The organism is Paraburkholderia sp. LEh10, from assembly GCF_017814945.1.
In the GTDB taxonomy this organism is placed as follows: domain Bacteria; phylum Pseudomonadota; class Gammaproteobacteria; order Burkholderiales; family Burkholderiaceae; genus Paraburkholderia.
Genome location: NZ_JAGIPX010000011.1, coordinates 14,965 through 37,523 on the forward strand (window position 1 = coordinate 14,965; position 22,559 = coordinate 37,523).

Genomic DNA, 22,559 nt, shown 5'->3' on the forward strand with positions numbered 1-22,559 from the left:
GGTCTACGTGTCCATCTCTTCGCCCTGCGCGTCGCGCGCGGCGATCTTGAGTTGCCGTAGCTTGTGATAAAGCGTCTTCTTCGGCATGCCGAGTGCGTCGCTCGTATCCGCGACGTTGCCGCCATGACGGCGCAGCATGTCCTCGATCAGCATGCGCTCGAAGTACGCAAGCTGCTCCGCGAGCGTGCCGCCGTTCGCTGCCGCGCGGCCACCCTCGGCCAGCAGGCTGTCGCCCGTCAGTCCGAGCACGAAGCGGTCGGCGACGTTCTGCAGTTCTCGCACATTGCCGGGCCACTTGTGGGTCATCAGCTCCGACACCTGCGACGCGGACACGACGGGCGCAGGCTGCCCAAAGCGGCGCGCGGCCGCCAGCACGAAATGCTCGAATAGCAGCGGCACGTCTTCGCGGCGCTCGCGCAAAGGCGGAAGCTCGATCTGCGCGACGTTCAACCGGTACAGCAGGTCCGCGCGAAAGCGCCCGTCGGCGGCCAGCTCCGCGAGGTCGGCCTTCGACGCCGCGATCACCCTGCAATCGACGGCGATCGATTCGTTCGCGCCCAGCCGTTCCAGCGTGCGCTCCTGCAGCACGCGCAGCATCTTGATCTGCAGCGCGACGGGCATGGTTTCGATTTCGTCGAGGAACAGCGTCCCGCCGCTCGCCCATTCGATCTTGCCGATGCGCTTCTTGATCGCGCCCGTAAACGCGCCCGCCTCGTGGCCGAATAGCTCGCTTTCGAAGACCTGCTCGGGCAAGCCGCCGCAATTGAGCGCGACGAAATGGTTGTCGCGCCGGCCACCGAAGTCATGCAGGCTGCGCGCGATCAGTTCCTTGCCCGTGCCCGTCTCGCCCGTGATCAGCACCGACACCGACGTACCCGCCAGACGCAGGATCTTCTTACGCACTTCGGCCATCGCAGGCGACTTGCCGAGCACCAGCGCCTCGATGCCCTGCCAGTTTTGCAGCGCGGCCCGCAGGCCTTGCACTTCGAGCGTCAGACGGCGCTTCTCGACGGCGCGCGCCACCCGGCCCGCGATATGGTCGGATGAGAACGGCTTTTCGATGAAATCGTAGGCGCCGACCTGCATCGCGCCCACGGCCGTCGAGATATCGGCATGCCCGCTGATCAGCACGACGGGAATCTGCGCATCGATCGCCATCACCTTGTCGAGCAGCTGCAATCCGTCGATGCCCGGCATCCTGACGTCCGACACGATAACGAGCGGCGCGCCCGGCCCGAGTTCCGCGAGCGCCTCTTTCGCCGACCCGTAGGCGCTCACGGGGAACCCCGCCAGCGCGACCGCCTGCTCGACGCCGAAGCGCACGTTCTCGTCGTCCTCGACGACGAGCACTCGAATCTCATCTCCCATGGACCATCCTTTGCGACGTCGCTGCCGCGAATTCGATAGTGAATTGTGCGCCGCCGTCCGCTCGATTCGACGCGGCGATTCTCGCGCCGAATCCTTCGACGATGCGCGACGTGATCGCGAGCCCGAGGCCCAGTCCATGCCCGCGCGGCTTGGTCGTGACGAACGGCTCGAACAGATGCGCGAGCACCTCCGGCGCGATGCCCGCGCCCGTGTCGGCGATCGTGAAGAGCACGCGCTCGCGCTCGTCGGGCTCGGCGGCCGCGATGGTGATCGCGCGCTTCTGTTCATCGCGCACGGCATCGAGCGCATTGCCGAGCAGATTGACGATCACCTGCTGCAACTGGCTCGATTCGGCCCATACGGTCGTGCCGGACGGTATGTTCACGTCGAGCTGCACGCGTTCGTCGCGAATGCGCGCTTCGTAGATGAGCCGTGCATGGGCAACGGCTTCGTTCAGCGAGACGGCCACTCGCTCGACGTCCGGCTTGCGAGCGAACGTCTTGAGCTCGCCCGTCAGCACGGCCATGCTGTCGACGAGCCGCGCGACGCGTTCCAGATTCGCGACAGCCTGCGCGGGCTGATCGCGCTCGACGAACTTGCGCGCGTTGTCGCAGAGCGTGCGGATCGCGACGAGCGGCTGGTTCAGCTCATGCGTGAGACCCGCGGCCATCTGTCCGAGCACGGCGAGCTTGCCCGCATGCACGACCTCCTGCTGCGAATCGCGCAGCCGCTGCTCGGTCCGCTTGCGCTCGACGATCTCCTGCTGCATGCGCTCGTTCGCCGTCGTCAGCGCGGCCGTGCGCTGCGCGACCGTCATCTCCAGGCGATCGTTGGCGAGCCGCAGCGCGTCCTGCGCGTTGAGCTTTTCGGCGATCGTGCGGCGGCGCTGGATCGCGTACAACGCATACAGCCCGGCGATCAGAAACGCGCCCGTCACGAACGCGAGCGCGAGTTGCTGCTGACGGCGCGCGCCCGCGACGTCGAGCAGCACCATCACCGAGTCGCCTGCTTGCGGCGCGGGCCGCGACATCACCAGAAACCGCGTGGTGCGGCCCGGACGGCGCCAATCCGGAAAGCGCCCGAGCCATGCGTTGCTGTTCCAGTCGCCCGTACGGCGATACGGCAACGCATCGACATTGCGGCCCGCGTATTGCCGCGACGCCTGAATGTCGCGTTGCTGTTGCGCGGTGATCGGCCGCAACGCGGTGAATTTCCATCCCGGCACCGTCGAGATCACGATCACGCCGTTGCCGTCGATCACCATCGCCGCCTCGCCCGGCGTGCGCCACGCCGATTCCAGCGCATCGACGCTAAGCTTCACGGCTGCCGCGCCGATCGGCTTGCCCGCGTCGCGCACGGCGCTCGCGAAGTAGAGTCCGGGCATGCCCGTGTTCGTGCCGATGCCGAAGAAGCGCCCCGAGCCGTGCGCGAGCGCGTCCTTGAAATACGGGCGGTAGGAAACGTTGGTGCCGACGAAGGTGAGCGGCTGATTCCAGTTGCTCGCGGCAATCACGGAACCCTGCAGGTCGATGACATCGACGGCGAGGCTGCCGGCCTCGTCGTTCACCGCCTGCAGATACGCATTGACTTCGCGCAGCAGCTCGGGCGAAGCGGCGGGGCCCGCGCCCAGCAGCGCGCGCACGCTGTCCTGGCGCGCGACGATGGCGGGCATCATCTCGAAGCGGCCGAGTTCGCTTTTCAGGCTGGCCGCGTACAGATCGAGCCGATGCGCGCCGACTTCGGCAAGCGCATCGATCGCGCGGTCCCATGCAAACTCGACGGCCGCGGCGGCCGCGCCGAAATACAGCGCGGCCGCCGCGGCCCAGCCCCACAACGGAATCCCTTTTATTCTCACGCGCACGTTCAACCTCATCGATGCCCAGCCCCGGCTGTCGGAATGCGCGTAAGCCGGGCGCGAAACGGCGTAGCGCGCGCGAGGCGCGCCGCCCTGCCGTCGCGCCGCATCGGACACGTCATCCGAAATGCGCGAGCACGATCAGCGTCAGCGTCACGACAATCGCGCCGCCGATACGCGTGGCGATTTGCGCGAACGGCATCAGCGTCATGCGGTTCGCCGCCGTCAGGATCGCGACGTCGCCCGTGCCGCCCTGGCCGCTGTGGCAGGCGTTCACGATCGCCGTGTCGATAGGGTACATCTTCAACAGGCGCGCAACCACAAAGCCCGTGCCCATCAGCGTCGCGACCGTCGCGACGATCGTCACGATGTTGGCGAACGTGAACGCGGCGATCAGCTTGTCCCAAGGCGTCATCGCCACGCCGATCGCAAACAGCAGCGGATACGTGACGGCCGTCGAGAAGAACTTGTAGACGACGAACGCGCCTTCCTGCAACTGCGGCGACACGGCGCGCGCGAGCTTCACGAGCACCGCGAGGAACAGCATCGCGACGGGCGCGGGCAGGCCGAACAGGTTGCGGCACATCAGGCCGAGCAGATACAGCGTGATCGCGGTGATGCCGGCGGCCGCGATATGCGTGACATCGATATGGCCGCGGATTTCCTCTTCGACGGGATTCATATCGTCCGTTTCACCCACCTGCAGACGCCCATCGCCCGTCAGATGCGGGAAGCGCTTGCCGAGCATGTCGAGCGCGCCCGACAGCACGATCGCCGTGAGGCTGCCGAGCATCACGGGCGGCAGCACCTGCGCGAACAGCTCGCCCTGCGGCAAATGCATGATCTCCGAGTAGCCGATCGACAGCGGGATCGCGCCTTCGCCGACGCCGCCTGCCATGATCGGCACGACGATGTACAGCAGCGTGTGGCGCACGCCCATGCCGAACGCGGCGCCGACAGCCGTGCCGACGATGGCGGCCGCGATCGAGCCCACGGCGAGCGGCACGAAGATCTTCAGGAAGCCCTGGATCAGCACGCGCCGGTCCATGCTCAGAATGCTGCCGACGATGATCGACGCGATGAACAGGTACAGGAAGTTGGTGGACTTGGTGAACTCGGTCGTCAGGTTGAGGACGGGCTTCGGCAACAGATGGTAGTAGGTCAGCGCGGACGGCACGAAGGTCGCGCAGATCGCCGCCGCGCCGATGTTGCGCAGAATGGGCAGACGCTTGCCCAGTTCGGCGCAGGTGAAGCCGAAGAACGCGAGCACGGCGATCGCCATCGAAATCTCGCCGGGCACCTTGCCCGTGACCGCAAAGCCCGCGATCAGCGCGAGCAGGATGAAATAGACGGGCAGCGGAATGATGCCGATCCGGTATTCCATCAGCTTCCACCAGCCCTCCGGCCAGAAGCGGGTCTTGGTGACGGGCTGATGGGCAGGCATCGGCTGCGAAATGTCGGGGGCGTGTGAAGTGGTTTGCAAAGCGTGTCTCCTTGATTGTCGGTCGCGGACCGCATGGCCGGCCGAGGGGGCGGCGTCAGCGATTCGATGAAACGGGCCGCGCTCCGGCGGCAAAACGGGTTGTGCGGTCGCGCGTCGGCGGCTGGCGGCTAGCGGCGCGTGAAACGGCGCGGGGAATTGGGGGTAACCATTGAGCTTGTCTCCATCGATGTGTTCTTTGGGTCGCGTGATGGCCTCGCGGCCAGTGGACGCCTATAGTGCAAGGCCCATGCCAATGTTCGAGCCTGGCCGACACATCTCAACCCACTGATTTCTAATGGTTTATTTCGACGCGAAAGGCGCAACTGAGCATCGCGTTCCGAGATTTCAGAATCAGCCCAAAGGCGAGGCTGAGATTTCAGCCATTCGATAGAATTGCGCGAGCGATCGAAGCGGAGCAATCATGCACGACACGTGGCAGTTCCAGATCCGGATCACGGTTTCCGACCAGCGCGCGAAAGCGTTGCGGACGGACCCGGCATCGGACTCGTATGCGCCGCTGCGCGACGTACTGCGACGGCACCGCGCATCGTTGAAATGCCAGTTCGACGCGTTCGCCGACTACGTCAACGAAGCTGAAGCGGCCGGGACGCAAGCGTATCCGCTCTACGAGTGGACCCGGCAAACAATCGAAAACGCCGGGAAAAAGGCGAAATACCTGCGATCGTTCACCGTGTATGTGGAAGGCGAAGAGGTGTACGGCAAGCAAGCCGCCGATTCGCTGGAAGCAGCGCTGTCGGCGCTGGATCGCGACGCGGGCATCGAACGGGTTTTCAGGTACGACACCAATCCCGCCAGCAATCCTCAGCCGCCGCGGTCGCGGCCTGACGGGCGCTAGCGGGTCCACGCGCCTCAGCCGGATCTGAGGTGCCGTGGACCCGCCGCCCGCGCGCGCGTCAAACCAGCGCGATTTCGACGTCGATATTGCCGCGCGTCGCCTTCGAGTAAGGGCAAGTCTGATGGGCCGTATCGACGAGCTTTTGCGCAACGTCGCGGCTCACGCCCGGCAGGCTCACGTTCAGGCGCGCTTGCAGGAAGTAACCGCCCTCGCCCGTGCCGAGATCGACTTCGGCGTCCACGGCCGTGTCAGCCGGAAGCGTCACGTTCAACGCGCGCGCCGCGAGACCCAGCGCGCCGATGAAGCACGCCGACCAGCCCGCCGCGAACAGTTGCTCCGGATTCGTGCCCTTGCCATTCGAGCCGGGCGACGAAAGCTGGATGTCCAGACGGCCGTCCGAGCTGCGCGCCGCACCTTCGCGGCCGCCCGTGGTGTGCGTCTTGCCCGTGTACAGAACGTTTTCGATGCGTGCCATGATGTTTTCCTTTATTTGCGTGCGTTGTCGTGTGCGGCTTAGTGATGCTTGAACGTCGAGCCGAGGAATTCGTTCGTGACGGTACGGCGGCCCGCCTGGAACGCTTGATCGGCTACCCCGCCCACTGCCGCCATGTCCTGGCTGACGGCATCACGTCCCGCCTCGGCGACGATGGCAGCGGGGCCTTGCTGGGACGCGGGCGCGCCCTGCAGCGGGTTGTAGTGCGGCGCGGGGCCATAACCGCTCGCGAAAGCGGACGTGGAAGCTGCCACACCGAAAGCAAACCAGACTGCGACCTTGAAGAACTTGTTCATCTTTAACTCCGCTAGTTGAAGGCCCTCGGCTGAGGGCGCAATGTCGATAAGAAAACGCTGTTTGATCGGGTGGTGCATGCCGGCCGGGGCCGCTGCCACCTCTTTAACCGCACACGATTAGATCGCGTACGATGCATTCTAGAGGAAAAAATCCGCTTGTCAAGCATGCGATTAAATCGCGTCCGATTTATATAGGGAAATAAAAAGCGGCCCGAGGCCGCTTTACGCCGATTCATGCCGATTCATGCCAATTCACGTTCATTCGCGCCGCGTTGCGCCGGCTCGCCGCGGGGGCACGGCGGCCGCGCCGCACCCGGCTGCGACCCGCCGCCGCGCTCATTCCTGCTCGTTCACCGCTTTGATCAGGTTGTTGCGCAGCGTGACGATGCCCTTTTGCATCTTCGTGAACTCGTCGGGCGACAGACCGCATGCTTCGACAAGGTCCATGCCGAATGCCTTTTCGCGCAGGCGCCGGCCGCTCTTCGTCAGGCTCACGCGCACCTGGCGCTCGTCTTGGGGATCGCGATGCCGCTCCAGATAGCCCATCGCCTCGAGCTTCTTCAGGATCGGCGTGAGCGTGTTCGATTCGAGAAACAGTTTTTCACCGAGACTGCTGACCGTCTGGTTGTCTTCCTCCCACAGCGCGATCACCGTGATGTATTGCGTATAGGTCAGCCCCAATTCTTCGAGAATCGGCTTATAGGCCTTGCCGAACGCGAGATTCGCCGAGTAAACGGCGAAGCACAGGTACTCGGCGAGCACGGGATTCGCGGCTTCTGCCTTCGCGGTAGTCTTCATTTGCATCCTCATCGGCGCGAGACGGAGGTCCCGCTAATGCCCCATTATACATCGGATGCGATTTAATCGGAAATGCTTGACATTCGGCGCGGGTTGCGGGCGCTGCGCCGCCCGCGACGGGCAGACCGCGCCCGTTGCTCAGTACACGTCCCGCACGTATCGCCGGTCCTTCGTCATCGCGTTCACGTATTCGTCCGCGCGCTCGACGCTCATGCCGCCGTGCTGCATGACGACGTCCTTCAGCGCGGCATCGACGTCCTTCGCCATCCGGCTCGCGTCGCCGCACACGTAAAAGTGCGCGCCTTCTTCGAGCCAGGCCCAAAGGCTCGCGCCCTGCTCGCGCATGCGGTCCTGCACGTAGACCTTGTCCTTCTGGTCGCGGGAGAACGCGAGATCGAGGCGCGTCAACAGGCCGCCCGTCTGCATGCCTTCCAGTTCGTCGCGATAGTAGAAATCGGTCGCCGCGTGCTGCTCGCCGAAGAAGAGCCAGTTGCGACCCTTCGCGCCGCGCGCCGCGCGGTCGTGCAGAAAGCCGCGAAACGGCGCGACGCCCGTGCCGGGGCCGACCATGATCATCGGCGTATCGCCGTTGCGCGGCGGGCGGAAGTGCGCGGACTTCTGCACGAACACGGGCACGCTGACGTCGTCCGCGCGATCGGCGAGAAACGTCGACGACACGCCCTTGCGATTGCGCCGCCCGTTGTTGTATCGCACGGCCGCGACGGTCAGATGCACCTCGCCCGCATGCGCGCTCGGGCTCGATGCGATCGAATAGAGCCTCGGCTGCAGGCGCTTGAGCACGCCGAGCAACTCACCCGCCGACAGATCGACGGGAAACTCGTGCAGCACGTCGGCGAGCTGCTGGCCCCACAGCCATTTCTTCAGATCGGCCTTGCGCTCGTTTGCAAGCAGTTTCGCGAGCGAATCGTCACGGCTGCGCGATGCGATCAGTTGCAACGCCTCCGCGCTCGGCCGCGCGATCTCGTAGTGGCGGCTCAGCGCGTCGGCGATGCGCATGTCGCCGGCGCCCGGCACATGGACCGTCGCCTCGGCCTTCACGCCGGAAAGATCGATCAGCTCGTCGACCAGCTCGGGGCAGTTCTTCGGCCACACGCCCAATGCATCGCCGACTTCGTATTCGAGGTCCGTGCCACTCGTCGCCAGCGAGAAATAGCGCGTGTCCTTCGAGCCATTGCGATTCAGGCGCAGATTCTCGACGAGGCGCGATTGGGCGGGACTCGTCTTCGAAGGCGTCGCGCCCGGCAGCACGGCGGGAATGACGCCATCGGCGGGCACCGCATACAACGACGCATCGTCTTGCTTGATCTTCGCGATCACGGCGTCGAGCCATTTGTCGGCAGCGCTTTCGAAGTCCGTGTCGCAATCGACGCGCGGACAAAGACGCTGCGCGCCCAGTTCCGCGAAGCGCGCATCGAGCTTGCGTCCGTGGCCGCAGAACTGGTCGTACGCGGGATCGCCGAACGCGAGCACCGCGTATTGCTGATCGGCAAGGCGCGGCGCATTGGACGCCTGCAACGCGGTCCAGAAGCTCTGGCCGTTGTCGGGCGCATCGCCGTCGCCGAACGTGCTCGTCATCAACAGCACGTACTTCGCCTGCGCGAGCGCGGCGACGCGATAGTCCGCCATGCACGACATGCGGATCTCGAAGCCGGACTCCATCAGTTGCGTCGCGTAACGCTCAGTCAACGATTCGACATTGCCCGTCTGCGATGCCCACAGCAACACGACCTTGGGCCGAGCATGCGCGATGCGCACGGCGGGCGCGCCATCCGCCGCAGGCTGGTGCGCCGGCGTCGGCACGGCGGGCAGATCGGCTGCGTGCGGCGCAGTGCGGCTGAACAGCCCCGCGAGCACGCCGTCGAACCACAGCCGCGCGCTGGCGGGCAACGGTGCGTTGAGCGGCAACGCAGGCACGCCGCGCGCCTCGCCCTTCGACGAACGCAGGCCGCTGACGAAGCCGGCCACGTAGACACGGGCCGCATCGTCCAGCGTCGGCGCGGGCATGTCGGTGATACCCAGCATGGCGGCAAAAGCGTCGATTCGGGACATATCCAGTTCCTGTTGCTGACGGGCCAGTGCGGCGGGACTTCCGCTCGCGGCTGCCGGCGCTGCGTGAATGTCTTCGTGAGTATCTTCGCGAATGTCTTCGTCAGCGCCGTGCGCCGCGCCCGCCAGCCCAGGCTCGACGCGCGTCAGTGCCACTGCGCAGAACTTCAGCTCGGGTTGCTGCGAGATCGCATCGACGGCATCGCTCGTCACGGCGTTGATGCACAGGTCGTCGCCGTACACATCGTTCCAGTGCATCGGCGCAAAGCAGTTGCCGGGCCGCACGCGTTCGCTGACGACAGCGGGCAGCACCGCACGGCCGCGGCGCGAACGGATCTCGACGCGATCCTTGTCGCGGATGCCGAGCGTCGCCGCGTCTTCCGGATGCAGCTCGACGAAGGGCGCGGGATTCAGCCGGTTCAGCATCGGCACCTTGCCGGTCTTCGTCATCGTGTGCCACTGGTGTTGCAGACGGCCTGTGTTCAGCACAATGGGAAATTCCGCGCCTGGCATTTCGGCGGGATCGACATGCGCACGCGCGAAGAACACCGCCTTGCCGCTCGCGGTCGGAAAGGCGAGCGCGGGACGCGTGCCGTCGGGCAGCACTTTCAGCGTCTGGCTGACGCCGTCGTTGAGATAGCGCAGCGGGTTTCGCCCGTCTGCGGCAGCGGGCGCGCACGGCCATTGCAGCGGCGTTTCGCGCAGACGCTGATGGCTTGCGCCGCGCAGATCGTAGCCCGTCTTCGGATTCGACGCGCGCACGATCTCATCGAACACCTCCGCCGCCGACGCATACGTGAACGCCTGCGCAAAACCCATCTCGCACGCAACGCGCGCGATGATCTGCCAGTCGGCGAGCGCGGCGCCCGGCGGATCGACGGCCTTTTGCATCAGCGTCATGTTGCGCTCGGAGTTGATCATCACACCTTCCGCCTCCGCCCAGAGCGCGCCGGGCAGCAATACATCGGCGTACCGGTTGGTCTCCGTGTCGAGAAACGCGTCCTGCGCGATCACGAGCTCGGCGGCCTGCAATCCGGCTATCACGTTCTGACGGTTCGCGACGCTCGCCACCGGGTTCGTGCAGATGATCCAGCAAGCCTTGATGCCGCCTGCCGCCATGCGCGAGAACATATCGACGGTGCCTGTGCCCGTCGCCGTTTGCAGCGTGCCGTGCGGCACCTGCCACAAGTCTTCGACGAATGCGCGGTCTTCTTCGAGGAGCACCGAGCGCTGGCCCGGCAAGCCCGGGCCCATGTAGCCCATTTCGCGCCCGCCCATTGCATTCGGCTGGCCCGTCAGCGAAAACGGACCGCTGCCGGGACGGCAGATCTTGCCCGTCGCGAGATGCAGATTGCAGATCGCGTTCGTGCTCCACGTGCCGTGCGTGCTCTGGTTCAGACCCATCGTCCAGCAGCTCATCCACTCGGGCGCTTCGCCGATCCACTGCGCGGCCTGGCGGATCGCGGCCTCGTCGATGCCCGTGATGGCGGCGACCTTCTGCGGCGCATAGTCGTCGAGGAACGCGGGCATCGCGTCCCAGCCCTCCGTGAAACCGGCGATGAAGCGCGCGTCCGTGTGACCATTTTTGTGCAGCAGATGCAGCAGGCCGTTGAGCAGCGCGAGATCGGTGCCCGGGCGGATCTGCATGAAGAGATCCGCTTTGTCGGCCGTCGCGTTGCGGCGCGGATCGACGACGATCAGCTTCGCGCCCGCTTTTACGCGCTCCATCATGCGCAGAAAGAGGATCGGATGACAGTCGGCCATGTTCGCGCCGATCACGAAGAACAGGTTCGCCTTGTCGAAGTCCTGATATGAGCCGGGAGGACCGTCCGCGCCCAGCGAAAGCTTGTAGCCGCTGCCCGCGCTCGCCATGCACAGACGCGAGTTCGACTCGATGTTGTTGGTGCCGATAAAGCCCTTCGCGAGCTTGTTGACGAGATACTGCGCCTCGATCGACATCTGGCCCGACACATAGAACGACAGCGCATCGGGACCGTGCTGATCGAGTATCGCGCGCAGACGCCGCGCCGTCGCCGGGATCGCCTGATCGACGGCAACGGGTATCGGGTCTTCGTCGCGGCTGCGGCGCTCGAACGCGCTTTCGAGGCGGCCCGACTTGCGCAGCGCGACATGCGCCGATTGACCTTTCGTGCACAGGCGCCCGTAGTTGGTCGGATGATCCTTGTCGCCGGAAATCTTGATGACCTGCCCGTCCTCGACGTGCAGCACCATGCCGCAACCGACGCCGCAGTATGGGCAAACCGTCTTGATGTTCTCGCACGCCATGGCAAAGATCCGTTGAAGACTCAGGCCGACACCCAGACGCGCCCATCTTCGACGCGCGTCATGAACGCGCCGACCGACTTGTCCGGCGCTTCGAGGCATTCGCCCGTGCGCAGATCGAAGTGATGCTTGTAGATCGGCGACGCAACGACGACGCGCTCGCCGAGGCTGCCGATCAACCCGCGCGACAGCACGGCCGCCTGCGAAGCAGGATCGAAGTTGTCGATGGCGAACACGCCGCCACGCTCGCCCTCCACGCGGAACACGGCGACCTGCTCGCCGTTGACGAGCGCACACACGCCCGTATTCGGCACGATGTCGTCGAGCGTGCAGACGGAGGTCCAGGTGGTGGGCAGGCGATCGTTGTTCATGTCAGGCTCCGTTCTTGTCGATGAATTTCTGTGAATGATTTCTGTCGATGAGTGAACGACGGTGTTGGTGTCGATATCGCTGGTCCGCTCAGACCGTTTCGGCGGGCTCCGCCCGCTGTTGCGCGACGACGGGAATGCGAACCGGCCGCTGACGGCGCTCGTCGGGCGTTGCCGGGCGGATCTGGCCGCGCGTCGCGACGAAGCTCACGTTGTCGTCGCCGCTGTCGCTGTTGACGAAGTGACGGAAGCGCTTGCGCGTCTCCGGGTCCGTGACGGCCTTCTTCCATTCGCATTCGTACGTATCGACGACGTGCTGCATCTCCGCTTCGAGTTCCGCCGCGATGCCGAGCCTGTCGTTGATGACGACGTCGATCAGATAGTCGAGGCCGCCTTCGAGGTTGTCGCGCCATACGCTCGTGCGTTGCAGGCGGTCGGCCGTGCGCACGTAGAACATCAGAAAGCGATCGATGTAGCGAGTCAGCGTTTCGCGGTCGAGATCCGATGCGATCAGTTCCGCGTGGCGCGGCTTCATGCCGCCATTGCCGCACACATAGAGGTTCCAGCCCTTCTCCGTCGCGATGACGCCGACGTCCTTGCCCTGCGCTTCCGCGCACTCGCGCGTGCAGCCCGACACGCCGAACTTGATCTTGTGCGGCGCGCGCAGGCCCTTGTAGCGGTTCTCGAGATCGATGGCGAGACCGACGGAATCGTCGACGCCATAGCGACACCACGTCGAGCCCACGCACGACTTCACTGTGCGCAACGATTTGCCGTACGCGTGGCCCGACTCGAAGCCCGCTGCGATCAGCTCTTCCCAGATCGACGGAAGCTGCTCGACGCGCGCGCCGAACAGATCGACGCGCTGGCCGCCCGTGATCTTCGTGTAAAGACCGTATTTCTTCGCGACCTGTCCAACGGCGATCAGCCCTTCCGGCGTCACTTCGCCACCGGGCATGCGCGGCACGACGGAATAGGTGCCGTCGCGCTGGATGTTCGCGAGGTAGTAGTCGTTCGTGTCCTGCAGGCTCGCGTGCTCCTTCTTCAGCACGAAGTCGTTCCAGCACGACGCCAGAATGCCAGCGACGGCAGGCTTGCAGATATCGCAACCGAGACCATGACCGTGCTTGTCGAGCAGCGCGCCGAACGTCTTGATGCGTTCGACGCGTACGAGGTGATACAGCTCCTGGCGCGAAAACGCAAAGTGCTCGCAGAGATGGTTGTTGACGGCGAGGCCCTGCTTCTTCATCTCGGCCTTCATCACCTGCGTGACGAGCGGCACGCAGCCGCCGCAAGCCGTGCCCGCCTTCGTCGCGTTCTTCACGTCGCCGATCGTCGTCGCGCCCGCGCAGACGGCCGCGCAGATCGCGCCCTTCGACACGTTGTTGCACGAGCAGATCTGCGCGCTCCCGGGCAACGCATCGACGCCGAGCGCGGGCTTCGCGTTGCCGTCCGCTTGCGGCAGGATCAGGAATTCAGGCGACTCCGGCAATTCGATCCGGTTCAGCATCATTTGCAGCAGCGTGCCGTACTCGCTTGCGTCGCCGACCATCACGCCGCCCAGCAGATACTTGCCGCAATCGGACACAACGAGCTTCTTGTAGACCTGTTTGCGCTCGTCGCTGAACTGATAGGTGCGGCTGCCCGCCGTCGCGCCGTGCGCATCGCCGAGGCTCGCGACATCGACGCCCATCAGCTTCAGCTTCGTGCTCATGTCCGCGCCGCCGAACTCGGCCTGCTCGCCCAGCAGATGCTTCGCCGTCACGCGCGCCATTTCATAGCCGGGCGCGACGAGGCCGAAAATCTGGCCGTTCCACAGCGCGCATTCGCCGATCGCATAGATATCGGCGTCGCTCGTGCGGCAATGGTCGTCGATCACGATGCCGCCGCGCGGGCCGACAGCGAGGCCGCTCGCGCGCGCGATCTCGTCGCGCGGACGAATGCCAGCGGAGAACACGATCATGTCGGTGTCGAGATGGCTGCCGTCGGCGAACCGCATGCGGTGCGTGCCCGCTTCGCCATCGACGATTTCGAGCGTGTTCTTCTGCGTATGTACGCTCACGCCGAGTTCTTCGATCTTGCCGCGCAGCATCTTGCCGCCGCCGTCGTCCACCTGCACCGCCATCAGGCGCGGCGCGAATTCGACCACGTGCGTGTCGAGGCCCATGTCGCGCAGCGCCTTCGCGCATTCGAGACCCAGCAGGCCGCCGCCCACGACGACACCCGTCTTCGAACGCGCGCCGCATTCCTGCATCGCTTCGAGGTCTTCGATCGTGCGATACACGAAACAGTCGGTGCGATCCTTGCCGGGCACGGGCGGCACGAATGCATACGAGCCCGTCGCGATCACGAGCTTGTCGTAGGCGAGCGTCTCGCCCGTCGATACCGTCACCGTATGCGCGTTGCGATCGATCGACACGGCTTTTGCATTCAGGCGCAACACCATGTCGTCGCGATCGAAGAAACCCGGCGCGACGAGCGACAGGTCGTCGGCGCTCTTGCCGGAGAAGAACTCCGACAGATGCACGCGATCGTACGCAGCACGCGGCTCCTCGCACAGCACCGTGATGTCGGGGCGGGCGGCGGACTGTTCCGCGAGGCATTCGAGCAGTTTGTGGCCGACCATGCCGTGGCCGATAACGATGACTTTCATGTCGCCGATCCTGTCAGAGAGGAGATTCAATTGGCTGCGCCGAGCGCGGTTTCGCGTGCGGCGTGCTCGGCGGAGAAGCGCACCGCGATTGCGCAGATCGCCGATGCGCTGACGAGCCCGCCGAGCGTGAGCAGTGTTTGATGCAGGTCGCCCATGCCCTTCGCGAGAAAGCCCACGGCGACGGCCCCGACGTTGCCGCCCGCGCCCACGATGCCCGCAACGCCGCCCAGCGCCTTGCGATCGATGAACGGCACGAGCGCATAGGTCGCGCCGCAGGCCATGTGCGTGAAGAGTCCGAACACGAGCATCGCCAACACGGCGAGCCCCGCGTGGCTCGCCTGCGAAAACAGCAGCAGGCCCGCGCCTTCGCCGGCGATGAGGGCGAACAGCAGCATCGAGCGGGCGGACAGGCCGCGACGCTTCGCGCTCCAGTCGGATGCGAGGCCGCCCAGCGGACGCGCGAACACGGCAAGCAGACCGAAGCTGCCTGCCGCGAGTCCGGCATCGCGCAGCGACAGCTGGAAATGATCGACGTAGTAGATCGCCGCGACGTTGTGGATGAACACTTCGACGCCGAAGCACGCGGCGTAGGTGACGAACAGCATCCATACGCGATAGTTGCGCGACGCCGCGAGCAGACTGGACCAGCCACCCTTCTTGCCGCTGTCGATGGCGATGCCTCGCTCGCGCAGTTGCGCGAAGTTGCCTTGCGGGCAATCCTGCGTATAGCGCCAGTAGAGCGCGGCCATGACGGGCATCGCGATGCCGGGCAGCACGAGCGTCAGGCGCCATGCATGCGAATCGCTCGCGCCCATCGCGACGATGCCCGCGAGCATCAGCGGCACGAGCATCTGCGCGGCGCCCGCGCCTGCATTGCCCCAGCCGGCGCTGGTCGCGTTTGCCGTGCCGACCACGTTGCCCGCGAACATCACCGACGTGTGGTACTGCGTGATCACGAAGCTCGCGCCGACCGCGCCGATACCCAGGCGGCACAACAGGAATGCCGTATAGCTGTGCGCGAGCGCCGCGCCGAGCACGGGCAGCGCGCCCGCTGCCATCAACGCGACGTAGACTTTGCGCGGGCCGAAACGGTCGCACATCGGACCGACGATCAGGCGCACGAGAATGGTGATCGCGACAGCGGCGATATTGATGTTCGCCACCTGATCCGCCGACAGATGGAATTCCTGCTTGATGAGCGGCATCAGCGGCGCGCACGCGAACCACGCGAAGAAGCAGACGAAGAACGCCATCCACGCGAAGTGGAACGCGCGCATGGCAGGCGTGCGCCAGTTCAGCAGATCGATCGAGGTGGCTTTGTCGGTCATATTGCGGGCCTGTAAACGACTGCGGCGTCCCACGAAGCTGGTGCGAGACCAGATTCAGGGGACGCCGTTGTCCAATTCGTCAGTGTCACTACTTGGGGATGCTGCTGTGCGGCTCGTCATTGAGGTCGCAACGCGGGGTATCAACGCAAGGGGTGTGCCATGCGGATACTCAGGCGCTGCGAGGCTTGTTGGGATTGCGTTGGCGGGGTTTTGGAGGGCGGGTCGCCGGGCACGCGCGCTGGCTCATGATGATGCCTCGCGGCACAGCGGTGGTGCGGCGCAGCACTGTGCGTGTGCGTTGTTGGTGCCGATATCGGTGCGACCGTCGCGGGTGCGAGAGATGACGAGTTGACCGGGACGGGTCTTGCGAGGCGACATCACAAATGACGGAATAGCGGTGCCGAGCGCACCGGCGAAACAGCTGACCACGAAACCGAAGAAGACGGCGTTGAGTTCCTGCACGCGATTATGAGCGGCGCATTGAGCATTCAAAGCATAGGTTTCCGAATCGTTCGTCACATGAACAGAAGGGGTATGCCTGGCATGGCGTCGCAACCTCCATGAACGTCAAGTCCAATCGAATCAACACTCCTACCCCGCCCGCGCCTCCCTCAACTCCGCCGCAATGAAATCGACAAACGCGCGAATCCGCGCGGACATCTGATGCCTTTGCGAATAAACAGCGAAAATATCCGCGCCCGGCGTCTCATACGCGGGCAGCACCTGCACGAGCCTTCCATCGGCGAGATATTCGTTGATATCCCACTCCGCGCGCATCAGAATGCCGTGCCCTTCGAGCGCCCATTTCACCGCGATCTCGCCATCGTTAGTCGTCAGATTGCCGTTGATGCGCACCGCCTCCGTCTTGCGCGCCGCGCCGCGGCCCGTCGTCAATCGCCACACGCCATACGCTTCATCGCCCTGGCGAATGCCGATGCAGTTATGCCTCACCAGCTCGTGCGGGGTAAGCGGCATGCCATATTCCGCGATGTACGAAGGCGCCGCGCACAGCAGCCTCCGATTCGGCGCAAGACGCCGCGCGACTACACGGCTATCGGGCGGCTCGCCGAAACGGATGCAGACATCGAACGCATCGTCGGTGAGGGGTGGCGGCGCGACCGACAACTGCAATTGCACCGCAACCTGCGGGTGCCGGTTGACGAAGCGCGAGATGGCAGGTGCGACGTGACTGCGCCCAAAGCCGAGCGTCGCATTCACCCGCAGCAGTCCCTTCGGGCTCTTCTTCGCGCTGCCGAGCAGTTCGGAAAGCGCATCGATCTCATCGAGTATCCGGCGCGCATGCTCCAGATACACCTCGCCCTCCGGGGTCAGCATCATCCGGCGCGTCGTCCGGTTGACGAGCGGCACGCCCGCGCGCTGCTCCATCTGCGTCAGACGCTTGCTCACGGCGGCGGGCGTCAACCCCAGCTCGCGCGCCGCCGCGCTCAGACTGCCGGACGCGCCGAGCGTCGAAAAGAAACTCAGGTCGGTGGGCTGAACGGTCTCGGACACGGTTCGATTTGTGAAATGAAGTTAAAGATGCTTTGAGTCTAGCACCGGTTACTGCACTCCCGGTTAGGTAAAGTCGGTCCCATTCCCTATCATTTGAAGGAGCGAGACATGAAGACCTATCGCATCGCGACGATCCCGGGTGACGGCATCGGCAAGGAAGTCGTGCCGGCGGGCAAGGAAGTGCTGGAAGCGCTGGCGCGCACGAGCAACCGCTTTCGCTTCGAATTCGAAAACTTCGACTGGGGCGCCGACTATTACCGCGAGCATGGCGCGATGATGCCCGCGGACGGCCTCGATGCGATCCGCGGCAAGGACGCGATCCTGTTCGGCTCGGCGGGCGACCCGGACGTGCCCGATCACGTGACGCTGTGGGGCCTGCGCCTGAAAATCTGCCAGGGCCTCGACCAGTACGCGAACGTGCGGCCGACGCGCATTCTTCCCGGCATCGACGCACCGCTTAAACGCTGCAAGCCCGAAGACCTGAACTGGGTGATCGTGCGCGAAAACTCGGAGGGCGAATATTCCGGCGTGGGCGGCCGCGTGCACCAGGGCCATCCAATCGAAGCCGCCACCGACGTGTCGATTCTCACGCGCGCCGGCGTCGAGCGCATCATGCGCTTCGCGTTCCGTCTCGCGCAGTCTCGTCCCCGCAAGCTGCTCACCGTCATCACGAAGAGCAACGCGCAGCGCCACGCGATGGTGATGTGGGACGAGGTCGCACTGCAGATTTCAAAGGAGTTCCCCGACGTCAAATGGGACAAGGAACTCGTCGATGCATCGACGGCGCGCATGATCAACCGTCCCGCGTCGCTCGACACGATCGTCGCCACCAACCTGCACGCCGACATCCTCAGCGATCTCGCCGCCGCGCTCGCGGGCAGCCTCGGCATCGCGCCGACGGGCAACATCGACCCTGAGCGCCGCTATCCGTCGATGTTCGAACCGATTCACGGCTCGGCCTTCGACATCATGGGCAAGGGCCTCGCGAATCCGATCGGCACATTCTGGTCGGTCGTGATGCTGCTCGAACACCTCGGCGAATCCGATGCCGCGAAGCGCGTGATGAGCGCGATCGAAACGGTCACGGCAAACCCGTCGCTGCATACGGGCGATCTCGGCGGCACGGCAACGACGGCGCAAGTGACGGCCGCCGTGTGCGCGCTCGTCGAAAAAGTGGCGGTAGCCGCGTAACTCGTCGCATGCGCGACCAGGTCCGTCGCCGCGCGGCTCACGCCACTGCGGCAGCGGACGATGCGAAGCGGCGCGCGTTGTTTCGAATGACGCGCGCCCGAGGGATTTGCGCTCACAACAACAACTGACCCGTAAAGGGCAAACACCGCGGCAAACAGCGCGGCAAACAGCGCGCAAATCCTGGATTGTCCGGCACGGTCCGGCTCAACCTCCAAGGAGGAGACACATGCAATCGGCACTCGAATCGCGAGTTTCGCGCAAGCTCATGTGGCGGATCATTCCGTTCGTGATGCTGCTTTACTTCGTCAGCTTTCTCGATCTAAGCAAAGACAAAAAACTCCGCACATAGACAAAAAAGCGTGTACATAGACAAAAAAGTCTGTACATGGACAAAAAAGGTTGTACCAATAGTCCCGGCAAGACGGAAAAAGCGAGCGCACCGCATGATGCGCTCGCTAGAATTGGCCATCACCCTCGTACGCAACCATCTTTGCTCGGTCGTCCCATTCCGCAAACTCCGCAGCTAGGCTCGCAGAAGCTTCGGGACCGGCTTCCAATCCCTCGTCCGACCATCGAAAGAAATCTCGGAAAGGAACGGCGGCACCTGCCTCCAGTAGCGCCTCGGTGCAGCCAACCATGTACGCAAGCCCCACAATCCAGTTGTGGCACACCGACAAGTGAGGAAACGAAAAGTACCTGACTTCCGCGCAAGAGTACGCGGCATAGTACTTCTGGTCGTCCACCTCCCAAAGGTCCTGAACCATCGGCTCTCTTCCCACGATAAGCACCTTCTCGTCAGATAAGTCACCGGCATCCTGCAGTCCCGGCAATTTCGTCAGCCCTCGGCGAGCCCGAAACACAACACTCATAACATACCTCTTGAAAAGCCAGATACGATGCAAACAGCAGTTGGCTGCTCGCATCTTTCATTTCGGCTGCTGCGCATGTGCGTCACACAGCCCCCTTGCGTCGATTTATCTAATCGGGCACGAGGTATAGTGTTGGGTGATGCAGATGACGCAATAACAAAACTCCACGGCTGCACGGGAAGTCTTTTAGATGCGCGTCAAAGTAGCTCGTGAAGGAAGCCTGATCTTGGCCGGCGACGTCTCAACACTTCACGCATCGACGTCAACCAGAAGAATCGAGCTGGAGGCGTGTTCAACATGCAATGCGCAGGCAACGGCCCTTACGCCGGCAGACGTTGATTCCCTGTCTCAGTGGCAACTCACCACGACTGAAGCCAGCACGCGCCGCCTTCAGCAGCCATCTCGAACATGTGGCGGACCATTCCGTAATAGTAGTAAAAGTCCTCGTCACCAAGAGCCCTCGCGCGTTCGTCCCAAAGAGCGAAGTCTTCAGCGAGCTTCTTCGACGCAACAGGCCCAAACGTTCCGGAATCGTTGCGGCCGTACCTGAAGATGTCGCGGAACGCGACAGTGCTGTCTTGCTCAGGCGGGTTATCAAGGCCGACCAGTTTCATTAGCTTGACAACCCAGTCCACGTACGCCCACCACCTGTCAGCGACGCGGTACCAATTTGACTCGTCGTATCGATACATGGCGCCCTCTTCCATGCCTTCCGTGATGCTCGGGCAGTCCCGATTCGACTCCGTGACTACGTGCACGGTCTCGTCGAAATCCGGATCGCTCAGGACAGCCTCCCGGTCGACTTTCTCCATGTTCTTGCAAGCAACGAAATAAACGGGACCGCTCATGAAAACACCTCTTTAAATAAAGCAGTTATTCGAAATACCACAAGGTATCTTTTTGTCGCCACTGCCCGATTACGAAGTTACCGGCTATCTTCGATATCGGCCGTCAGACGTCTGGGCTGATTTATATCATTCGAATTTTGGACGAGACAAGCGATAAAAGGAGGATTTTTCCAATTCAAACTTAAGTTTTTAAAATCTACTTTATTTTTATCAGCGATTTTCGACCATAAAAAAATTTCCCCTCGCTAACGTTGTGACCCTTTTTTTTAATTTGACTGTTTGCAGAACCAACGTGCGCTCTTCTGCAGCCGCTAGGCAGGATGGCGGAACGTTGCTGACGTAAGCTTGGAGCGGCATCGGGTCTTGCATAGCGGAGTCCTGCCCCATGGGCTGTCCGACGTCGGACCGACCGCGGCCGCCATGGCGTAGCAGGCGATTCTTCTAAAGCTACCCAGACAAGATGAACAGCACCCCGGGCGCCAAAACGAGCCATGACAGAAACCAGCGCTTATTTATTTAGAGATTTTAATAAGAGTATCGGTAAATCAAAAAATAATGTCCGACATCTCACGAATTTTGCAATTGCCATGCTATCGTTTATTCAACAGACGGCGGAAACACTGCTGTTCCGCCGACAACTCAATCTCGGATTCCGTCCGAATTACCTGACACAAATCTATTATGGGCATGCCCAGCGCATTCATCACGATTAACGGCTATCCACTACAAACCACGCGGTTTCGTTACCGCAGATGGCGATTCAAGCGCGAAGACCGAGCCATTCGTCACACGTCGCACCGGAAATACTCGTATGTCACTTCCGCTGCTGTCATGCGCAAACGCCTTGCAGAAGCAGGCTATAACCGCACAGCGTTGGAGCTGGAGTACCTGAGGACGTTGCAGAAGATTTCGGTAGAGGGTGCAGAGTCCTACTTCCGCACTCGTTGCTGCATAGGACGGTACACCTCCGCCCAACGCGCTGAGGCCTTCAGGCGCGCGTCGCTTAACGATTGGCTGTTCGCTTTGAAGGAAAACATCACCAATCGCAAGGCGCGCTTTACCAACCCGCCTGAGCTTGTCGATGAGCCGGGTCGGCCTGCCGAAGTCGACGTTCTGATTGATATCCTGACGTACAGTGAATCGACGATCTACCCTATCGAGACGGAGCATCTGCTGACCGCATTCCCCTGCGCCAGCTTGGACTGTATGGCTGTCGCGATGCTCGAAGTTGTGCCGGACAGTGCCGAATGCATTCTCAACGTTACGGACCTGGTCAACCATGAGCTTGTCTATTGCTTCGACGATCTGACAACGGTAGATGAAACGTCCGGTGATGACAGGTACAACATTTGACCGGTCCTTTGACACAACAGACCTGAAATTCGTCAATTAAAAAAATCGTCGACTCGGCGGTGCAGGCTCTGCCCCCGTCTCCCCGGTCCTCATAATCTATACGCCCCTAAAAATGACTTTTCGCGCCTACTACATGTTCGATGGCTATCCAGCTCACTGGGTAGAAGAAAGCTATTACCGTTGGCTATTCACTCGAAAAGATCGAGTGATTCGACACCGGACCAAGGGAGAACGCAACGTTCTCATCCGCGATCTTCCGGAGAATCGTGCGGAATGGGATAAGCCGGAAACGGACTACCTGTATGTCGTAACCGCCGAGGAGCTCCGACGACGCCTTAGTCTTATCCCTTGCCTCTGCCCAGTGAGTTCGATCACCTACATCGACGAAGACACGAAGTATGGCCAGGACATGACATCGCTCAGAAGCGAATTTGAGCGCTATAGACGCGAGATGATCGCCGACACGGCACCCACGTTCTACGTTAGCACGTCGGCCTACTACGCGGAAGAAGCGAAAGCCGCGCGGAAGCGTGTTCCAGAGAGAGCAGACGCGCTTCGAGGAACAACTCTCGACGATTGGCTAATGGCCCTCAAGGACGTCGTTGAGCGTGGAGCAACACGCGCGAAGGGATTTACTAGTCCTCCTATGCCAAACGGTCCTACCTTCGATACGAAGGCGCTGGCCGACATCATCCTGACAGACCAGTATCCTTGCAATTCACACCTTCGACCTCACCACGATCTGTGGGGTTTCCCGTGTTCCCTGCTCGAACACCTTGCCGTTGCAATGCTAGAGGTCATCCCAGCGAACGCTGAGTGCGTCCTGGACGTCACCGAGCTGGTGGTGAACGACTGCGTGTACTGCTTCGATGACCTCATCCTGGCTGCTGAAGAGAGCGCGCTTGCTTGACAACGATCGGCGAGCGCGTCGCTCATCG

Annotated in this window: 20 protein-coding genes; 6 read left to right on the top strand and 14 right to left on the bottom strand. The window is 63.0% G+C overall.

From position 1 onward, the window contains the following. Positions 1-3 precede the first annotated feature (3 nt). The 3 genes from J8I87_RS11595 to J8I87_RS11605 form a co-directional block, all read right to left on the bottom strand. On the bottom strand, positions 4-1,368 hold the full coding sequence (locus J8I87_RS11595; protein WP_209931594.1) for a sigma-54 dependent transcriptional regulator: 1,365 nt from the start codon (positions 1,366-1,368) through the stop codon (positions 4-6). Then, positions 1,358-3,241, bottom strand: coding sequence for an ATP-binding protein (locus tag J8I87_RS11600; RefSeq protein ID WP_209931595.1), 1,884 nt, complete (start codon positions 3,239-3,241; stop codon positions 1,358-1,360). Before J8I87_RS11600 ends, J8I87_RS11595 begins: the two co-directional genes overlap by 11 nt. Positions 3,242-3,341: 100 nt before the next feature. Then, complete coding sequence (locus tag J8I87_RS11605) at positions 3,342-4,667, bottom strand: 2-hydroxycarboxylate transporter family protein (protein WP_209931741.1); 1,326 nt, start codon at positions 4,665-4,667, stop codon at positions 3,342-3,344. A gap of 460 nt (positions 4,668-5,127) precedes the next feature. Between J8I87_RS11605 and J8I87_RS11610 the strand changes: the two genes are divergently transcribed. After that, on the top strand, positions 5,128-5,562 hold the full coding sequence (locus J8I87_RS11610; RefSeq protein ID WP_209931596.1) for a hypothetical protein: 435 nt from the start codon (positions 5,128-5,130) through the stop codon (positions 5,560-5,562). Between the two features lie 58 nt (positions 5,563-5,620). Here the strand turns inward: J8I87_RS11610 and J8I87_RS11615 are convergent, their stop codons facing one another. The 9 genes from J8I87_RS11615 to J8I87_RS11655 form a co-directional block, all read right to left on the bottom strand. Beyond that, positions 5,621-6,037 (bottom strand): organic hydroperoxide resistance protein, encoded by a 417-nt coding sequence (locus J8I87_RS11615; RefSeq protein ID WP_209931597.1) that lies wholly within the window; start codon positions 6,035-6,037, stop codon positions 5,621-5,623. 38 nt (positions 6,038-6,075) lie between these two features. Next, on the bottom strand, positions 6,076-6,351 hold the full coding sequence (locus J8I87_RS11620) for a hypothetical protein (protein WP_209931598.1): 276 nt from the start codon (positions 6,349-6,351) through the stop codon (positions 6,076-6,078). Positions 6,352-6,687: 336 nt separating this feature from the next. Further along, positions 6,688-7,149, bottom strand: a complete 462-nt coding sequence (locus tag J8I87_RS11625) for a MarR family winged helix-turn-helix transcriptional regulator (protein WP_209931599.1) — start codon at positions 7,147-7,149, stop codon at positions 6,688-6,690. Between the two features lie 138 nt (positions 7,150-7,287). Beyond that, the gene (locus J8I87_RS11630; RefSeq protein WP_209931600.1) at positions 7,288-11,502 is read right to left on the bottom strand and encodes a bifunctional nitrate reductase/sulfite reductase flavoprotein subunit alpha; all 4,215 of its coding nucleotides are present in this window, start codon (positions 11,500-11,502) and stop codon (positions 7,288-7,290) included. A 20-nt stretch (positions 11,503-11,522) separates the two neighbouring features. Next, positions 11,523-11,870, bottom strand: coding sequence for a nitrite reductase small subunit NirD (nirD, locus tag J8I87_RS11635; RefSeq protein WP_209931601.1), 348 nt, complete (start codon positions 11,868-11,870; stop codon positions 11,523-11,525). Between the two features lie 88 nt (positions 11,871-11,958). Beyond that, positions 11,959-14,520: a nitrite reductase large subunit NirB gene (gene nirB / locus J8I87_RS11640; RefSeq protein ID WP_209931602.1), complete on the bottom strand. Its 2,562-nt coding sequence runs from the start codon at positions 14,518-14,520 to the stop codon at positions 11,959-11,961. 26 nt (positions 14,521-14,546) lie between these two features. Then, positions 14,547-15,848: an MFS transporter gene (locus J8I87_RS11645; protein WP_209931603.1), complete on the bottom strand. Its 1,302-nt coding sequence runs from the start codon at positions 15,846-15,848 to the stop codon at positions 14,547-14,549. A 243-nt stretch (positions 15,849-16,091) separates the two neighbouring features. Beyond that, positions 16,092-16,367, bottom strand: coding sequence for a hypothetical protein (locus J8I87_RS11650; protein WP_209931604.1), 276 nt, complete (start codon positions 16,365-16,367; stop codon positions 16,092-16,094). Between the two features lie 72 nt (positions 16,368-16,439). Further along, a complete protein-coding gene (locus J8I87_RS11655) occupies positions 16,440-17,360 on the bottom strand; it encodes a LysR family transcriptional regulator (protein WP_209931605.1) in 921 nt (306 codons plus the stop codon). Between the two features lie 108 nt (positions 17,361-17,468). Between J8I87_RS11655 and J8I87_RS11660 the strand changes: the two genes are divergently transcribed. Then, on the top strand, positions 17,469-18,551 hold the full coding sequence (locus J8I87_RS11660; protein WP_209931606.1) for a tartrate dehydrogenase: 1,083 nt from the start codon (positions 17,469-17,471) through the stop codon (positions 18,549-18,551). Between the two features lie 226 nt (positions 18,552-18,777). Beyond that, positions 18,778-18,900, top strand: coding sequence for a hypothetical protein (locus tag J8I87_RS45665; RefSeq protein WP_280923069.1), 123 nt, complete (start codon positions 18,778-18,780; stop codon positions 18,898-18,900). Positions 18,901-19,006: 106 nt separating this feature from the next. On the opposite strand, the gene J8I87_RS11665 is transcribed toward J8I87_RS45665, so the two are convergent. Both J8I87_RS11665 and J8I87_RS11670 read right to left on the bottom strand, forming a co-directional pair. Further along, on the bottom strand, positions 19,007-19,420 hold the full coding sequence (locus J8I87_RS11665; RefSeq protein WP_209931607.1) for a hypothetical protein: 414 nt from the start codon (positions 19,418-19,420) through the stop codon (positions 19,007-19,009). 359 nt (positions 19,421-19,779) lie between these two features. Continuing rightward, complete coding sequence (locus J8I87_RS11670) at positions 19,780-20,268, bottom strand: hypothetical protein (protein WP_209931608.1); 489 nt, start codon at positions 20,266-20,268, stop codon at positions 19,780-19,782. A gap of 491 nt (positions 20,269-20,759) precedes the next feature. On the opposite strand from J8I87_RS11670, the gene J8I87_RS11675 reads away from it, so the two are divergent. The 3 genes from J8I87_RS11675 to J8I87_RS11685 all read left to right on the top strand — a co-directional run bounded on the left by J8I87_RS11675 (position 20,760) and on the right by J8I87_RS11685 (position 22,531). Further along, the gene (locus J8I87_RS11675) at positions 20,760-20,981 is read left to right on the top strand and encodes a hypothetical protein (RefSeq protein WP_209931609.1); all 222 of its coding nucleotides are present in this window, start codon (positions 20,760-20,762) and stop codon (positions 20,979-20,981) included. After that, positions 20,956-21,621, top strand: a complete 666-nt coding sequence (locus J8I87_RS11680) for a HEPN/Toprim-associated domain-containing protein (RefSeq protein WP_245253877.1) — start codon at positions 20,956-20,958, stop codon at positions 21,619-21,621. Before J8I87_RS11675 ends, J8I87_RS11680 begins: the two co-directional genes overlap by 26 nt. 112 nt (positions 21,622-21,733) lie before the next feature. Continuing rightward, positions 21,734-22,531, top strand: coding sequence for a HEPN/Toprim-associated domain-containing protein (locus J8I87_RS11685; RefSeq protein ID WP_209931611.1), 798 nt, complete (start codon positions 21,734-21,736; stop codon positions 22,529-22,531). The last annotated feature ends 28 nt before the right edge of the window (positions 22,532-22,559 follow it).

Bases quoted from the DNA above. Each gene is read 5' to 3' on its own strand.
- J8I87_RS11670 (WP_209931608.1), bottom strand. From the start codon at position 20,268: ATGAGCGGTCCCGTTTATTTCGTTGCTTGCAAGAACATGGAGAAAGTC.
- J8I87_RS11685 (WP_209931611.1), top strand. From the start codon at position 21,734: ATGACTTTTCGCGCCTACTACATGTTCGATGGCTATCCAGCTCACTGG.
- J8I87_RS11610 (WP_209931596.1), top strand. From the start codon at position 5,128: ATGCACGACACGTGGCAGTTCCAGATCCGGATCACGGTTTCCGACCAG.
- J8I87_RS45665 (WP_280923069.1), top strand. From the start codon at position 18,778: ATGCAATCGGCACTCGAATCGCGAGTTTCGCGCAAGCTCATGTGGCGG.
- J8I87_RS11605 (WP_209931741.1), bottom strand. From the start codon at position 4,667: ATGCCTGCCCATCAGCCCGTCACCAAGACCCGCTTCTGGCCGGAGGGC.
- nirD (WP_209931601.1), bottom strand. From the start codon at position 11,870: ATGAACAACGATCGCCTGCCCACCACCTGGACCTCCGTCTGCACGCTC.
- J8I87_RS11625 (WP_209931599.1), bottom strand. From the start codon at position 7,149: ATGAAGACTACCGCGAAGGCAGAAGCCGCGAATCCCGTGCTCGCCGAG.
- J8I87_RS11660 (WP_209931606.1), top strand. From the start codon at position 17,469: ATGAAGACCTATCGCATCGCGACGATCCCGGGTGACGGCATCGGCAAG.
- J8I87_RS11675 (WP_209931609.1), top strand. From the start codon at position 20,760: ATGACAGAAACCAGCGCTTATTTATTTAGAGATTTTAATAAGAGTATC.
- J8I87_RS11600 (WP_209931595.1), bottom strand. From the start codon at position 3,241: ATGAGGTTGAACGTGCGCGTGAGAATAAAAGGGATTCCGTTGTGGGGC.
- J8I87_RS11615 (WP_209931597.1), bottom strand. From the start codon at position 6,037: ATGGCACGCATCGAAAACGTTCTGTACACGGGCAAGACGCACACCACG.
- J8I87_RS11595 (WP_209931594.1), bottom strand. From the start codon at position 1,368: ATGGGAGATGAGATTCGAGTGCTCGTCGTCGAGGACGACGAGAACGTG.
- nirB (WP_209931602.1), bottom strand. From the start codon at position 14,520: ATGAAAGTCATCGTTATCGGCCACGGCATGGTCGGCCACAAACTGCTC.
- J8I87_RS11620 (WP_209931598.1), bottom strand. From the start codon at position 6,351: ATGAACAAGTTCTTCAAGGTCGCAGTCTGGTTTGCTTTCGGTGTGGCA.
- J8I87_RS11630 (WP_209931600.1), bottom strand. From the start codon at position 11,502: ATGGCGTGCGAGAACATCAAGACGGTTTGCCCATACTGCGGCGTCGGT.
- J8I87_RS11680 (WP_245253877.1), top strand. From the start codon at position 20,956: ATGCCCAGCGCATTCATCACGATTAACGGCTATCCACTACAAACCACG.
- J8I87_RS11645 (WP_209931603.1), bottom strand. From the start codon at position 15,848: ATGACCGACAAAGCCACCTCGATCGATCTGCTGAACTGGCGCACGCCT.
- J8I87_RS11665 (WP_209931607.1), bottom strand. From the start codon at position 19,420: ATGAGTGTTGTGTTTCGGGCTCGCCGAGGGCTGACGAAATTGCCGGGA.